Below are 15,612 nucleotides of genomic sequence, written 5' to 3' on the forward strand. Positions count from 1 at the left end.
TAAAAAGGATGGACTGATTTATGAAGACATTTCTGAGTGTTGACAGGAGGCTTTTGAATCCCCAGGCAATAGAAAATGTGGAACTGAAAGTAGCAGTTCCGACAAAAGATACAAAAAATAATCCGCTATTCATTCAGGACATGCCTTGGGAAATCAGGATTGATAATGGATATCCCAATGTGATTTATGATAGCAGAGAACAGATTTTTCACTGCTATTATACATTATTTATAGAAGATAAAGATACAGAAGGTACTACTTTGCAGGAGCGTACACAGAGAAATTACAGACCAAGAATGGATCGAGTGACTTCTCTGGCGTATGCCCACAGTAAGGATGGAATCCACTGGGAAAAACCTTCGCTTGGTCTTGTAGACTGGCGTGGAAGCAAAAAAAATAATCTTTTGTTCCGATATGCGCATGGAACAGGGGTTATGCTTGATGAGCAGGATAAGGATGCCGGACGCAGATTTAAAATGGTGACTAAAGTTGATGTTCCGGGACATGGAGCGCATATGGCGGTTGGTTTTTCTAAGGATGGAATTCACTGGGGAGAATTGATTCCCTGGCCGGAATATAATCCACAGGCAGACAGCCATAATTTTCCATTCTGGAATGAAGAAGAACAATGTTATATGTTAATTTCCCGTATATGGAAAGACGGAATCCGTGTGACGACCATTAGTCATAGCCAGGATTTTATCCACTGGAGTGAACCTATAGAAATGCTTCGTGGAAGAGGATATGAAAACCAGATTTATTCTATGCCCGTATTTAAAGCACAGGATCTGTATCTGGGTCTGGCATCTATAATTCACGAAGGGGACAGAACAAAAGAAAACTTTGACTGTGTGGATTGCGAACTGGCCTGGTCTGCGGATGGTAAGAAATTTGACTTTGAAGCAATGGATCAGCCGGTAATTCCAAGAGGCACCGGACACTATCCGGATGGAGAATTTGATAATTCCTGTATCTATGCGTCATCACCTGTGATAGATGGACAGAAAGTATGGGTCTACTATATGGGTGGAAATGGACAGCATACAAATTTCCGGGAATCTTCACTGGGAAGAGCATACTGGGAAGTGGATAAATTTGCCTGTTGGACAGGAAGAAAAGAAGGCATTGAAAGCATTCTGACTACAACTACGTTGACTTTAAGCGGAGATTATGTAGAAGTGTTGGCAGATGTAGTTGATACAGAAAAAGACTGGGAGCTTGCAGCTTCTGTTCATCCGGTCTGGACAGAAAATGCTTATGAAGGATTGAGAATAGAAGATGCTGTGGCAGAAAAATCCGGCCGATGGATTCGTATTTCATGGAAAGGGGAAAAACTTCCGGACAAAAGCGGATGCATCCGATTTAAATTTCAAAATTTGAAAATCTGGGCTGTCCGTGGAGAGATGGAATATAAAGGTCATCGCCTCTGGGAAGGCGCAGATATGGAAAACGAAGGAATGTAAATAAAAAAGATATATTAATATCCTGGCAAATAAGAGACATTTAAGTTTCATACCTGTCAGGATATTTTTAGTTTATTCTACTCATATTTAAACTCTCCGCAATGGAGAAATCATATACAGACGGATTTTTCTACAGTTTCTGAGAAGCGAGATAATAAGCCCCCAGAAGTCCGGCAGAATTTCCAAGTTTTGCGCTTGAAATCTGTACATGTGCAAAGCTGGACATAACCATCTGTGGGATTCGTGCGTGAATTTGTTCCAGAATGTAAGGCTGAACCATAATACCACCACCGAGAACTATGCTGGAAGGATTAAAAATATGAATCAGAGTTGCAAGACCAAGTACGATTTCATCAATCCATTTGCTTACAACTTCTTTGATTTCTGGGTGTTCTAAATTAGCAAAAATTTGACGGCCGTTGGTAAGAGACGGGTCTACAGCGGAAACCATTTTTACCAGAGCAGTGGCGGAAGCGTAACGTTCATAACATCCGTCAAATGGGTCTGTGCCGGCGAGTTTTTCTTCTGCGTGGGTAATGATGGCACCAAATTCTCCTGCTGAGAAAGAAGAACCATGGTAAACATGTCTGTTTTCAATGATCGCTCCGCCGATACCAGTTCCGTAGGTAAGGCAGAGAAAAGAATCTTTTCCTTTTCCGGCACCGAAGATGGCTTCTCCGAGTGCTGCGCTGTTGACATCGTTTTCTACTGCGACAGGAACATGGAAGCGTTCCTGAAGGACTTTCTGAAACTGTGTGTCCGTATAATCCGGGATATTGCTGTTGGCATAAATAATATACCCATCTTCAGGATTTACCTGTCCTGCGGTACTGATGCCAATCGCATCGAAAGGAAGATATTGTTCCGCAAGACTGCAGACAGTATTTAGAATATGTGGACCGCCTTTGAAAGCTTCTGTCGGGCATTCTTTAGTTTTTTCGAGATGTCCGTCCTGGCAGATTCCGTATTTGATCGCGGTTCCGCCAATATCAAAGACCAGAATTTTCATAAGAGACTCCTTTCGTTTTTGAGTTTGGTTTTGTGGTATGTTTTTGTTTTTCATAATATCTTTCTTTGAGTATAGCATATGGAAAATGGAAAGTCATTACAAAATGAAAAAAATAGTTTCATAAAAAATAATGATATAAAATAATTTTCAATAACAGGATAAATATACACCATTCTGCCGCAAGAGGAAGCCGTGCATGGAACACCGCATGTGCAGTGAGATTGATGTTTTCCAGTAAATTCGTTTTTGAGTCATTTGACTTTAGAACAGACGAAATTGTACCGGGTAACACCGCTTCTGAGTTTGGATGCTATTATCTGGATGCAAATGAAGCAGTGAAAGCAGAATCCAATAATAGTGAAAACACGTTCTAATATATGCTTGATACGTAACAATAGATGTGTAAGACTCTTATTATAATTGCAAGTAATATCAGAAGAGGACAGGAAGCTGTTTTCGGATATTGTGGATTATAATAAGAGTTTTTATGTATTTTGAAACAGGAAAGGAAAGAAATATAAATGAAATTATTGATAGTACGTCACGGAGACCCTGATTATACCATAGATTCTCTTACAGAGAAGGGATGGAGAGAGGTTGAGTTTCTCTCAGAGAGATTAACAAAACTGGAGATCAGAGACTTTTATGTTTCACCGTTGGGAAGGGCAAAGGATACTGCTTCCCCTACCCTGAAAAAGATGAACCGAACAGCCACAGAATGCGACTGGCTGCGGGAGAATGGCACAGGCTACTGCCCATATTGTGGTATCAGTGGAATACAGGCTGGCGCCTGAACACAGATTTCCGGTACCGTTGGAGGATTGTTATGCTGCAACCAGGGAATTATATACTAATCAGCTGATCATAAATACAGATCCTGAGGAAATTACAATTGTAGGTGATAGTGCAGGGGGAAATCTGGCAGCAGCAGTATGTCTCTTGGCAAGAGACCGGGGCGAATTTATGCCCAGACGCCAGATTCTGATTTATCCGGCACTGGGAAACTGTTATACAGAGAAATCTCCCTTTAGATCTGTGCAGGAAAATGGCAGTGATTATCTTTTGACTGCTGTAAAAATGGAGGATTATCTTAATTTGTATCAAAGTTCACCGTCAGATAGAAATAATCCATATTTTGCTCCGATTGTTGAAGAAAATCTTAAAAATCTTCCGGAAACCCTTATCCTTACAGCTGAATATGATCCTCTCCGTGATGAGGGAGAGGCATATGGAAAGAAGCTGCGGGAAGCCGGAAATCAGGTGGAAATCCGTAGAATAAGCGGTGCATTTCATGGATTTTTTGCGTTGGGATTTAAGTTTTTGCATGTGCAGGAAAGCTTTGGATATATTAATCAATTTCTGAATGCAAGCTATGAAAAAATTCTGCATCTGAGTATAAATGATGAAAAGATAAAGTGACCGGAAGGCGAAAAATATGAGAACAGAATATTCTAATTGGAGAAAACTGGATAATGCAGCTCTGGCATTTCCGCTTGTAACAGGGGAAAATGATACAAGAGTTTTTCGTTTTTACTGTCAGCTGAAGGAGGAAGTGGACAGTGATATTCTTCAGCAGGCTTTGGACAGAACTATGGAGAAATATCCATTGTTTCAGGCAGTATTGCGAAAGGGTCTTTTCTGGTTTTATCTGGAGCACAGCCATATCAGGGCATTGGTAAAACCGGAGACAGAGCCGCCTTGCAGCCGTCTGTATATTCCAGACAAAAAATCCCTGCTGTTTCAGGTGAGCTATTATAAAGAACGAATTAATTTTGAAGTGTTTCATGCGTTGACAGATGGCACCGGAGCCATGCATTTTCTCCAGGAGCTTGTACAGAATTATCTCATTCTGGCCCATCCAAAGGAGAATTTTCCGGAGATAAGAAGGGAGAAGAAAACAGGTCGCGGAAACATAGAGGAAGATAGCTTTTCCCAGTATTATTCTTCAGATATTCCCAAGAACAGGGAGAAGAAAAAAGCAGCTGTAAAGCTGAAGGGAGAGAAGCTGGTCCATTCAGATATGCATATCTCGGAAGTAGTTCTTTCTGTAAAAGAGGTTCATCAGAAGGCCCGTTCCTACGGTGTGTCCATAACAGTGCTACTTACAGCTGTGATGCTCTGTTCTATCCGTGAGGAGATACCAAAGAACCAGCAGAAGCGTCCGGTGACATTGATGATACCTGTAAACCTGAGAAATTATTTTCCGTCTCAGTCCATGACAAATTTCTTTGGATGGATTGAGGTTGGTTATACTTTTTCTGATACAACAACCTTTGAAGAAGTATTGGCGGATGTAAAGCTGCAGTTTGAACAGGAACTGGAAAAAGATAAAATAGCCATGCATATGAATGACTATGTAAGGATTGAGAAAAATATATTTGTCCGTGCCGTTCCTCTGGAAATTAAGAAATATTTTCTGATGATCGGAGCGAATCTGGGAAGCAGAAGTATTACTGCTGTTTACTCTAATATTGGTATTATACGTCTTCCTGAGGAGTATAGAGAATATATCCGGCATTTTGGGATTTTTGCCAGTACGAATTCCCTGCAGATGTGTTCCTGCTCTTATGGAGATGAGATGGTGCTGGGATTTACTTCCCAAATACCGGATGACAGTATTCAGAGAAACTTCCGGAGAATGTTAAGTGAGGAGGAAATTCCCCATAGAGAGTTAAAGAACGATTTTCCCGGCTGCGGCGAACAGCAGAGACTGGAAAGAAAAGAAAATCAGAGGATTGTGCAGACCTTTAGTTTTCTGTGTCTGGCAGTTGCTGCTCATATCTGTGATTGCCATTTTGTAGGATCGGTTTACCGGATGGAGAGGCTGGTCTGTGGATTTTATTCTTCCTTTTGGAGTTTTGTCGGTTCAGTTTTCTGTTCCGGTGATTGCAAGAGTAAACCGTCTGAAACGAGAAGAATATCTGTTTTATCTTGTGCAGGCATTAGCATTCTGACACTGGCAGCATTGTTTATTTTCTGCAAGAAGGATACCTTACGGGAATTTCATAAAAAGCTTAGGATGTAAGAAAAATACAGGGAAGAAAATAGAGGTTATTAGCAGTTAAATATAAATTATAGAATTATATAAGCACATGTTGTTGAGTTTTATAAGACATTAGAGTAGTATATTATACTAGGGGTTGATACTTTGTGTAAATATTATTCTATACATGAATTTTCAAAAATTATAGGCGTATCTGCCCAGACATTACGAAATTGGGATGCCAATGGAAAACTTCATCCGCATCATACTACAGTAAGTAGCTATAGATATTATTCTGATGAGCAACTCAACCAGGTAATAAATGTAAAGCCTAAAAAACGCATTACAATTGGATATTGTCGCGTTTCCAGCCATAAACAGAAAGATGATCTGGAACGACAGATTGATAATGTTAAGACATATCTTTTGGCAAAAGGACAGCCGTTTGAGATAATAAGTGATATCGGTTCCGGGATTAATTATAAGAAAAAAGGACTTCAGGAATTGATCAGGCGAATATCTCAAAATCAGGTTGAAAAGGTTGTTGTTTTATATAAAGATCGGCTATTACGATTTGGTTTTGAGCTGATAGAATATATCGCTTCACTTTATAATTGTGAGATTGAGATTATTGATAATACTGAAAAATCCGAACAGCAGGAACTTGTTGAAGATCTGGTTCAGATAATCACAGTATTCAGTTGTAAATTACAAGGAAAACGAGCGAATAAAGCTAAGAAACTTATCCAGGAACTGATACAGGAGGAAACAGATGGTAAAAGCCATAAAAGTAATGCTGATACCAAACAATGTACAGAAAACTAAGATGTTTCAGTACGCAGGTGCTTCAAGATTTGCTTATAACTGGGCTTTGGCCAGGGAAATAGAGAACTATGAAAAAGGCGGCGGATTCATTTCAGATGCAGAACTCAGAAAAGAATTTACGAAGCTTAGACATTCTGATGAATATGTATGGTTACTGAATATCTCAAATAATGTGACCAAACAGGCAGTTAAAGATGCCTGTACTGCTTATAAGAACTTTTTCAGGGGGTTGCAAAAGTTCCCAAGATTCAAGTCAAAAAAGAGATCTATGCCGAAGTTCTATCAGGACAACGTTAAGATACGCTTCAGTAATACACATGTTAAATTTGAAGGCTTTTCTTCCAGCAGGAAAGCAAATAAACAAAAAATGAATTGGGTAAGACTTGCAGAACCTGGACGTATTCCGACAAATGTTAAATATATGAACCCGAGAATATCCTTTGACGGATTGAACTGGTGGATCAGCGTATGTGTAGAATTTCCTGACTGCAGGGAAACACTTAATGATGACGGAGTCGGCATAGACCTGGGAATCAAAGATCTGGCTGTCTGCTCTGATGGGACTAAGTATAAGAACATCAATAAGAGTCAGAAAGTAAAGAAATTAGAAAAACAGAAACGCAGATTACAGCGTAGTATCTCTCGTTCTTACGAGAAAAATAAGAAAGGGGAAAGTTACTGTAAAACAAATAATGTAATCAAAAAGGAAAAACTTTTATTAAAACGAAATCACAGATTAACAAACATCCGTAAAAATTATTTAAATCAGACCATATCGGAGATCGTAAATCGAAAACCAAGATTTATATGTATTGAAGATCTGAATGTTAGCGGAATGATGAAAAACAGACATTTATTCAAAGCAGTTCAGGCACAGGGATTTTTTTGGTTTAGGAAACAGCTTGAATATAGGTGCAGCGATAAAGGAATTCAGCTTATTGTAGCTGATCGGTTTTATCCATCATCAAAGCTTTGCAGCTGTTGTGGAAACATCAAAAAAGATTTGAAGTTATCTGACAGAGTTTATAGATGTGAGTGTGGGAATATGATTGACAGAGATTTCCAGGCATCTATAAATCTCAAGACTTATGGAGAAAAATTTGCAAGTTGACACTGAAATGTTAATACAAATATGTACGGATACGTTAGTCCGAAATTTACGCCTATGGAGAGTACAAGAACTTGTGAGTAGATTGATATTTATAGCATCAAAAGCATACTCGTTGAAGTAGGAATGGAACATAGAAATTTATAACTTTTTATAAGTTTTCAGTAACGGTTTTACAAAGGACATGAAATACGATTTTACATCAATCATAGACAGACACAATATGGATGCCATTGCAGTAGATGGATTGGGGAATGGACAAATGAGTCCTGGGAAACCGAAGGAGGGATTTGACATCATTCCAATGTGGGTAGCAGATATGAATTTTCCTACAGTGCCGACCATTCCGGAAGCAATCATCGAGCGTGCGAAGCATCCGGCGTATGGATATTTTGCGCCAAGAGAAGAATATTTTCAGTCGATCATTGACTGGCAGACGAAGAGAAATGGTGTGACAGGACTGACCAAGGAACATATTGGTTATGAAAACGGTGTGCTGGGATGCGTCGTTTCTGCACTGACAGCTTTCGCAGCACCGGGGGATGCGGTACTGCTTCACAGTCCGACTTATATAGGTTTTACCGGGTGTATTGGAAACAATGGATTTAAGATGATCCACAGTCCATTAAGGAAAGATGAAAATGGAATCTGGCGAATGGATTTCGAAGATATGGATGCGAAGATTAAAGCTAATAGCATTCATGTGGCAGTATTTTGCAGCCCTCATAATCCTTGCGGACGAGTATGGGAGAAGTGGGAAATCGAGAAAGCAATGGAAGTTTATAAGGCAAATGACTGCGTTGTAATTTCTGATGAGATCTGGTCAGATCTGATCTTGGATGGCTATAAACATATACCGACTCAGTCTGTAAGTGAGGATGCCAGAAACAGGACAATTGCCGTTTATGCTCCGAGCAAGACATTTAATCTGGCAGGCCTGGTTGGTAGTTACCATATCATTTATAACAAATATCTCCGTGACAGAGTTGTAGCAAAGAGCAGCAAGCCGCATTACAATGAAATGAACGTTTTGTCCATGCATGCGTTGATCGGAGCGTATAAACCAGAGGGCTATGAGTGGGTAGATGAGCTTCGCCAGGCACTGACTGGAAATGTGTATTATGCCTGCAATTATATCAAAGAGCATTTCAAAGGCGTAGAAGTCAGCAGACCGCAGGGAACGTATATGCTGTTTCTGGACTGCACGAAATGGTGTGAAGAACACGGAAAGAGTATTGATGAAGTGGAGAAAGCAGGTTGGGATGTTGGTGTTGCATGGCAGGACGGAAGAATGTTCCTGCATCCGTGTGCAATTCGTATGAATCTGGCACTGCCGCTCAGCAGAGTGCAGGAAGCATTTGACAGACTGGATAAATATGTGTTCAATGCAGAAAAATAGCAGGATTGGACAAATGGCTGATTTAAGTGAAAACATGATGAACAGAATAATGTTTTTGACATTAATAGAAAGTCTAAATTGTATAGTATAAGGCGGTATGAGAATGTACACAGTAGAACGAATAGAAGAACTGGATTTTGGCTGTGAGGGCAGACCGGAAGGAATGAAAGATATGGTCAGGGTATTTCTGAAAGGAGAAAATGGTGAGGAAGAATCCCTGAAGGTTGAGGATGCCTGGCTGTATGCGCATGGAATTGACGAAGGTAGTAAAGTGGAGCTGACAGAAGACAAAAAACGGTTCCTGTTGATGAATTAAATAATAAAGCCGCATTTGTAAAATAAAAAGGTATATGAGTGTGGTTTTATAAAGGGAGAATAAAATGATAAAAGCTGTAATTTTTGATATTGATAATACGTTGTATGACTATGATAAAAACCATGTTTATGGAATGAAAGCTCTGGCAGATTATTGTGAGAGTGCCTTTGGAAAATCAGAAGAAGAAATGAGGAAATGCTATAAGGAAGCACAAAAAGTTATGCTGGGCAGAATCCGAACAGATACAGCTGCAATTCACAGTCGCCTGCTTCGAACTCAGATTATGTTGGAACTCTGGGAAAAGCCATTATTTCCACATGCCATAAATATGTATCATGCATACTGGGATACGCTGATTCGCCAGGCGCAACCGTCACTGGGAGTGAAAAAGTTTATGCAGGATTTAAAACGCAGAAATATTCGGATTGGAGTTGGAACGGATATGACTGCCTATATTCAATATAAAAAATTAACTGCATTAGGACTGGCACCATATGTTGATTTTATTGTGACCAGTGAGGAAGCAGGGGTAGAGAAACCAGATCCACATCTGTTTGAAATCTGCGTAGAAAAAGCCGGAGTTTCTGCAGATGAATGTGCATTTATCGGCGACAGCCTGAAAAAAGACGTAGAAGGTTCTGCGAAATGTGGATTAAAAGGTATCTGGTATACACAGGGAAAAGAGCCGGAAACAGAAGTGGAGTATCCAGTGATTCAGTCATTTGAGACATTGGACGTTGAGGAACTGATTCGATAATCTGGAATAATCCTAAGAAAATCTTAAGAATTTGTCCCTTTCATATTAAGATGCAAAGATTATTCTAATATCAGTAAAACAAATAAACAGTCAGAAGAACCTGAAAAAGATTTATAAAGTTATAGAAATGGTAACAGGTGTTCTGACAAAGAGGGAGGTGCAGAAAGTGGCGAATATTCTGGTCTGCGATGACGATAAGGACATCGTAGAAGCAATCAGTATTTATCTGGAGCAGGAAGGATATACGATTTTTAAAGCATATGACGGTCTGGACGCAATCAATATATTGCACAGTCAGCCGGTGGATCTGCTGATCATAGATATTATGATGCCGAAGCTGGATGGCATTCGGGCTACTTTGAAGATAAGGGAAGAGAATCCTCTTCCGATCATTATTCTTTCTGCGAAATCAGAGGATGCAGATAAGATCCTTGGATTAAATGTAGGTGCAGACGATTATGTGACAAAACCTTTTAATCCGCTGGAACTGGTGGCAAGGGTGAAATCACAGCTTCGAAGATATACAAGACTGGGAGCAGCAATACCTGTGGAGAATGCTCATATCTACGAGACAGGAGGTCTGAGCATAAACGATGACCTGAAGGAAGTCAGGGTAGACGGTGATGTAGTGAAGCTGACACCTATTGAGTACAATATCCTTCTTCTACTGATGAAGAATCAGGGAAGGGTATTTTCCATTAATCAGATTTACGAAAACATCTGGAATGAGGAAGCAGTTGCTGCAGATAATACAGTGGCAGTGCATATCCGGCATATCAGAGAAAAAATTGAGATTAATCCAAGAGAACCAAGATACCTGAAAGTTGTGTGGGGACTTGGATATAAGGTGGAAAAAATTTAACCAAATCAAGTAAGTCCCCTGCTTCAATTGCGAAAAGCAATAAGCAGTGGGTGGGGACTTGCTTGTATCAGGAGGCGTGCAAGCGCATTCTGATAAACTGCGAAGCAGTTATTTGGTTATGAGCAAGTAGCAAAGCGGATTGCGAATATCCGCTTGACAAAGCAATAAATTAAATAAAAAAGGAAAGGGACAAACATTATGAAGGGAAAAGGATACAGAAGCAGTTCTGTCAAGGCAATCTGGATCGTGATCGCGCATCTGGCAGCAGTTGTAGCAGCAGTCTGTGCAGCTATGTTTGTGATGATCTATCAGACTGGAATCCGCCTGGATGACAGAGGCAAAAGTTACACAGAATCAGAAGCATTTGAGAAACAGGTCAGCAACAGAGGATCAGATATTCTGGTCAGTCTGGCAGCGCAGGATGACATTAACTATCTGAAAAATGCTGGTTCATCGGCAGTAATCGATCTGGCAGAATTTGAGGAAAAAGGAAACACCCGTGATTCCATCAGAGATCTTTCTCTGAAAAATACTTCCGGGCTTGCGTACTCTGTAAGTGATCTTCTGGAGTGGGGAAAAGACTGGGAGGCAAACTATTATGAAGGTGTTTATGACGAAGATTCACAGGTCATAAGATGTGAATCTTCTGACGGAACCAGCCACTATTTTTATCGGACTGACTTTAAAAAGATGGTGGCAGATGGAACACTGAAAATTAATTACAATACAGATTTTCTTGAAGAAGATGATTTCGAATCAAAGACCGAGTCCGAGAAACTGGATACCGTAGCAGATGAACTTTATTACAGATATACCTCACAATCAGAGAATATCGGCAACGTTACGGATACCAGAACAAACACAGAATATCCGGGATGTTTTTTCGTAGAACTGAGTCAGCTGGACGAGAAATTTGCACCACAGGGAGCTGAGAATATCCTGGATGCGGTAAACAAAAGCACGGAATGGAATGGGAGACTGGAGGATGCATATAAGGAGTTATTCACACTTCTGGACTGCATCCGTGCCATACAGTCAGATGAACAGTTCAATGATTATGAAACATCACTGGCATCCGTCTTTCACAGCGTGGGAGACTATACCGAAGGGAGTACCAACCTCACATATCTTTTCGCAGATAAAGAAACACAGACAATCTATACAAATAAAAAAGCGTACAGCAGTTACGCACAGCTGGAGCAGAACCTTGAGACAATATTTAAAGAAAAAGCATATGCAGTTGTTTACCCGGAATTAAGTAAGTGTGTGACAAATATTCCGGATGCAGATCTGCAGGTGTGGAATCATACCATTGACCAGAGCTTTGACACAAAGGATTTTGTGTTTGCAGTTTCGGTTGATACGGAATTTTCTGTGGCAGATTCCATGGCTGATGAGGCAGAGAGCTATGAGACATATTCAAAGCTTATGTTTCCGATGCTGGCAGGAGCAATCTTCGGAAGTGTGCTCTGGCTGATCGGTATGGTGTGGCTGACTGTGACAGCAGGAAGGAAACCGAAGGATGAAGAAATCCATCTGAATGGATTTGACAGATGGTATACAGAAATTGCAGCAGGAGCAGTGATCGGTATATGGCTGGCAGGAACGATCATATCAGGAACTTTGATAGCCAACTCATCATTGGGTTACAGTCATGCGGTAGTGACAGTGATTGTTACCTGTCTCATATGTGGAACTTATACAATGGCATGGTTTCTGATCGGATATCTCAGCCTGGTAAGAAGAATAAAAGCAGGAACCTTATGGAAAAACAGTCTGATTAGAAAAGTTCTGAAATGGATTGGAAAATGCAGTGGGAAGCTTGCCGGTTTTGCCAGAGCTTTTTCCAGAAATACAGCAGAAAAAATAAAAGTTCTGCTTGTGGGAAGTGCGTTTTTATTCTTGCAGTTTCTGATCATCGGCTGCGTATTCAGTGGTGCAGGAGTATTCTTGCTGGCATTGCTGGCTGTAGATGTGGCTGCTATGATTTTTGCCATCCGAAAAGCGGACGGGCAGGATCTTATTATGGATGGCCTGAAGAAAATCAGCGATGGAGAACTGCAATATAAGATCAAAACAGATACACTTACCGGAAAACAGAAGGTGATGGCAGAATATATCAACAATATTGGCGGTGGTCTGGATGCTGCTGTGGAGAACAGCCTGAAAAAAGAAAGAATGCAGACAGAGCTGATCACAAATGTTTCCCATGATCTGAAAACACCTCTGACTTCTATTATCAATTATGTGGATCTGATGAAACGGGAAAATCCGACAGATCCGAAAATACAGGAATATTTACGCATCCTGGATGAGAAATCCCAGAGACTGAAGGTGCTCACAGAGGATGTGGTAGAGGCATCCAAGGCAAGTACCGGAAACATTAAGCTGGAGATGAATGATATTGATTTTGTGGAAATGGTGCAGCAGGTGATCGGAGAATTTGAAGAAAAATTCCGGGAAAGGAACCTTACCATGATGGTGCATTTCACAGACGAACCATCCATTATTTATGCAGACGGTCAGAAAATGTGGCGTGTTCTGGAGAATGTATTTGGCAATGTTGTGAAGTATGCAATGGAAGGCACCAGAGTCTATGCAGAAATCAGCAATCAGAATAAAAAAGTAATCTTTTCCCTCAAAAATATCTCTGCACAGCCACTGAATTTCTCCGCAGATGAACTGACAGAACGATTTATCAGAGGGGATGTGGCACGAAATACAGAAGGAAGCGGTCTGGGACTCTCCATTGCAAAGAGCCTGACAGAACTGCAGGGCGGAGAGTTTAAACTGCATCTGGATGGAGATTTATTTAAGGTAATAATTACTTTTGCAGCGAAGTAAACATCGTTAATCAGGGCAGAACATATGGAAGCAAGATCGGCTAACATGTGTTCTGCTTTTCCATGTAAACAACAGGTGTATAGAAAAAATCTTCTGGTAAGTCCAGACTATGTTTGATAAAATAAGTGTTATAATATCTGAATATCCATAATATTTCCAATTCATGAAGAAGGTGAGTACATATAATGAAGACATTAAAAAAGTACAAAGAACAGCAAATGCAGGATCTGGAATTTGCTAAGGGATATGAAGCGATTCAGCCGGAATTGGAAGTAATCAGGAAACGTAATGCACAAGAAGAGAGGACATAAAAAATGAACTACAGTTTTAACAGCAGAGTCAGATACAGTGAGACAGGCGAAGACGGCAGACTGACATTGCCGGGGGCTTTGAATTATTTTCAGGATTGCTGTACATTTCAGGCGGAGTCCATCGGGCTTGGTATGGAGGTACTGAAAGCAAGAGACAGGGCGTGGTTTCTTTCTTCCTGGCAGGTGATCGTAGATGAATATCCGGCTATGGGAACAGAAATCAAAATTACAACTGCACCTTATGATTTCAAAGGGTTCATGGGTATGCGTAATTTTACTATTGAAACTGCAGACGGCAGATTGCTTGCCTGGGCAAATTCAAATTGGACAAATCTTATTATCAGCAAGGGAATTCCGGCACGATTGACACCGGCAGATACAGACAACTATGTACTCAGCAAAAAGATGGAAATGGATTATGCTCCAAGAAAGATCAGTCTGCCGGATGACATGATATCTCAGGAACCATTCCAGGTGCAGAAACATCATCTGGATACAAATCATCATGTAAACAACTGCCAGTACATCTGTATGGCAGAAGATTTTCTCCCGGAAAAATTCAAAGTATATCAGATGCGTGCGGAATATAAGATGCAGGCAAAGCTGGGTGACATGATCTGTCCGAAGACGAAAGTGGAATCAGGGAAAGTTGTTGTATCTCTGGATGATGAGAAGGGGAAGCCGTATGCAATTGTGGAGCTTGCGGAGAAGTAAGGAGATTTGTAGGAATGATACCCCGGTATTTATTTGTTACTGTGCACGGAGTGTACAGTAACATTTATTTTGTGATGTTTATAGAAAGATACAAGTTGGTACATGTACCGTACAAGTGATATAATACAGGTAACAGTAAGATATTTTCCGGTTGGGATATTGTACAGGAATACAAAAACCGGGAGAATATGAAAATCGTTGCCCCAAAATATGAATGAAAAAAGCAAAAGGAGAAGGAAATTATGCTGGAAAAATTAAAAGAGGAAGTTTACAAAGCAAACATGGATCTTCCGAAATACGGACTTGTTACATTTACATGGGGAAATGTAAGTGGAATTGACAGAGAATCAGGACTTTTTGTTATCAAACCAAGTGGGGTAGACTATGATCTGCTGACTCCGGATGATATGGTTGTAGTAGACCTGAACGGAAATAAAGTAGAAGGAAAATATAATCCATCATCTGACACAGCAACTCATGTTGAATTGTACAAAGCATTCCCGAATATCGGCGGAGTTGTACATACACATTCTTCATGGGCAACAAGCTGGGCACAGGCAGGAAGAGGAATTCCTTGCTATGGAACTACACATGCAGATTACATTTACGGAGAAATTCCATGTGCACGCTGCCTGGAAGGAAAAGAATTCGATGAGTATGAGAAGAACACAGGTCTTCTGATCGTTGATCTGTTCAAAGATAAAGACTACGAAGCAGTACCTGCAGTACTCTGCAAGAACCATGGCCCGTTTGCATGGGGCAAAGATGCTCACGAAGCAGTACATAATGCAGTAGTTGTAGAAGAAGTTGCGAAGATGGCAGCACGCTGCGAGATGATCAATCCACAGGTAAAGCCTGCTCCACAGGATCTGCAGGACAAGCATTATTACAGAAAACATGGTGCAAATGCATATTATGGACAGGGCAATAATAAATAAGAATCAGTGAATAAGAGATAAAAAATCTCCCGGAAAGAGTGAGCGCTACTCTGAAATCCGGGAGACTTTTTATTTTGCACCTT

General features: G+C 40.5%; 13 protein-coding genes and 2 pseudogenes. 14 read left to right on the plus strand and 1 reads right to left on the minus strand.

All coding sequences use genetic code 11. The features are described 5' to 3' along the window. Nucleotides 1-20 precede the first annotated feature (20 nt). Nucleotides 21-1,463 carry a glycoside hydrolase family protein gene (locus R8695_RS00450; protein ID WP_154780784.1) on the plus strand — a complete coding sequence of 481 codons (1,443 nt, stop codon included), beginning with the start codon at nt 21-23 and terminating at the stop codon, nt 1,461-1,463. 130 nt (nt 1,464-1,593) lie between these two features. Here the strand turns inward: R8695_RS00450 and R8695_RS00455 are convergent, their stop codons facing one another. Next, complete coding sequence (locus R8695_RS00455; RefSeq protein ID WP_118512347.1) at nt 1,594-2,472, minus strand: ROK family protein; 879 nt, start codon at nt 2,470-2,472, stop codon at nt 1,594-1,596. 521 nt (nt 2,473-2,993) lie between these two features. Here R8695_RS00455 and R8695_RS00460 point away from each other — a divergent pair. The 13 genes and pseudogenes from R8695_RS00460 to R8695_RS00520 form a co-directional block, all read left to right on the plus strand. Beyond that, nucleotides 2,994-3,209 (plus strand): annotated as a pseudogene (locus tag R8695_RS00460) (histidine phosphatase family protein); the annotation flags it as partial. After that, nucleotides 3,202-3,891, plus strand: a pseudogene (locus R8695_RS00465) (alpha/beta hydrolase); the annotation flags it as partial. The pseudogenes R8695_RS00460 and R8695_RS00465, both read left to right, overlap by 8 nt. A 16-nt stretch (nt 3,892-3,907) precedes the next feature. After that, nucleotides 3,908-5,497, plus strand: a complete 1,590-nt coding sequence (locus tag R8695_RS17920) for a phthiocerol/phthiodiolone dimycocerosyl transferase family protein (RefSeq protein WP_330585243.1) — start codon at nt 3,908-3,910, stop codon at nt 5,495-5,497. A 123-nt stretch (nt 5,498-5,620) separates the two neighbouring features. Then, nucleotides 5,621-6,280 carry an IS607 family transposase gene (locus tag R8695_RS00475; RefSeq protein WP_154780783.1) on the plus strand — a complete coding sequence of 220 codons (660 nt, stop codon included), beginning with the start codon at nt 5,621-5,623 and terminating at the stop codon, nt 6,278-6,280. Then, nucleotides 6,228-7,391 carry an RNA-guided endonuclease InsQ/TnpB family protein gene (locus R8695_RS00480; RefSeq protein WP_154780782.1) on the plus strand — a complete coding sequence of 388 codons (1,164 nt, stop codon included), beginning with the start codon at nt 6,228-6,230 and terminating at the stop codon, nt 7,389-7,391. The genes R8695_RS00475 and R8695_RS00480 overlap by 53 nt, the downstream gene beginning before the upstream one ends. A gap of 181 nt (nt 7,392-7,572) precedes the next feature. Further along, nucleotides 7,573-8,787 (plus strand): MalY/PatB family protein, encoded by a 1,215-nt coding sequence (locus tag R8695_RS00485; protein WP_118512223.1) that lies wholly within the window; start codon nt 7,573-7,575, stop codon nt 8,785-8,787. A 103-nt stretch (nt 8,788-8,890) separates the two neighbouring features. Continuing rightward, complete coding sequence (locus R8695_RS00490; RefSeq protein WP_243139568.1) at nt 8,891-9,103, plus strand: hypothetical protein; 213 nt, start codon at nt 8,891-8,893, stop codon at nt 9,101-9,103. A 64-nt stretch (nt 9,104-9,167) separates the two neighbouring features. Then, complete coding sequence (locus R8695_RS00495; RefSeq protein ID WP_154780781.1) at nt 9,168-9,860, plus strand: HAD family hydrolase; 693 nt, start codon at nt 9,168-9,170, stop codon at nt 9,858-9,860. 166 nt (nt 9,861-10,026) lie between these two features. Next, nucleotides 10,027-10,722, plus strand: a complete 696-nt coding sequence (locus R8695_RS00500) for a response regulator transcription factor (protein ID WP_167829779.1) — start codon at nt 10,027-10,029, stop codon at nt 10,720-10,722. A 198-nt stretch (nt 10,723-10,920) separates the two neighbouring features. Then, nucleotides 10,921-13,566 (plus strand): sensor histidine kinase, encoded by a 2,646-nt coding sequence (locus tag R8695_RS00505; protein ID WP_154780779.1) that lies wholly within the window; start codon nt 10,921-10,923, stop codon nt 13,564-13,566. Between the two features lie 185 nt (nt 13,567-13,751). Continuing rightward, nucleotides 13,752-13,877 (plus strand): hypothetical protein, encoded by a 126-nt coding sequence (locus R8695_RS00510; RefSeq protein WP_279238212.1) that lies wholly within the window; start codon nt 13,752-13,754, stop codon nt 13,875-13,877. Between the two features lie 3 nt (nt 13,878-13,880). Continuing rightward, the gene (locus R8695_RS00515; RefSeq protein ID WP_154780778.1) at nt 13,881-14,591 is read left to right on the plus strand and encodes an acyl-[acyl-carrier-protein] thioesterase; all 711 of its coding nucleotides are present in this window, start codon (nt 13,881-13,883) and stop codon (nt 14,589-14,591) included. 242 nt (nt 14,592-14,833) lie between these two features. Next, on the plus strand, nt 14,834-15,529 hold the full coding sequence (locus R8695_RS00520; RefSeq protein WP_118512233.1) for an L-ribulose-5-phosphate 4-epimerase: 696 nt from the start codon (nt 14,834-14,836) through the stop codon (nt 15,527-15,529). Nucleotides 15,530-15,612 lie beyond the last annotated feature (83 nt).

Source organism: Blautia luti (assembly GCF_033096465.1).
Taxonomy (GTDB): domain Bacteria; phylum Bacillota; class Clostridia; order Lachnospirales; family Lachnospiraceae; genus Blautia_A; species Blautia_A luti.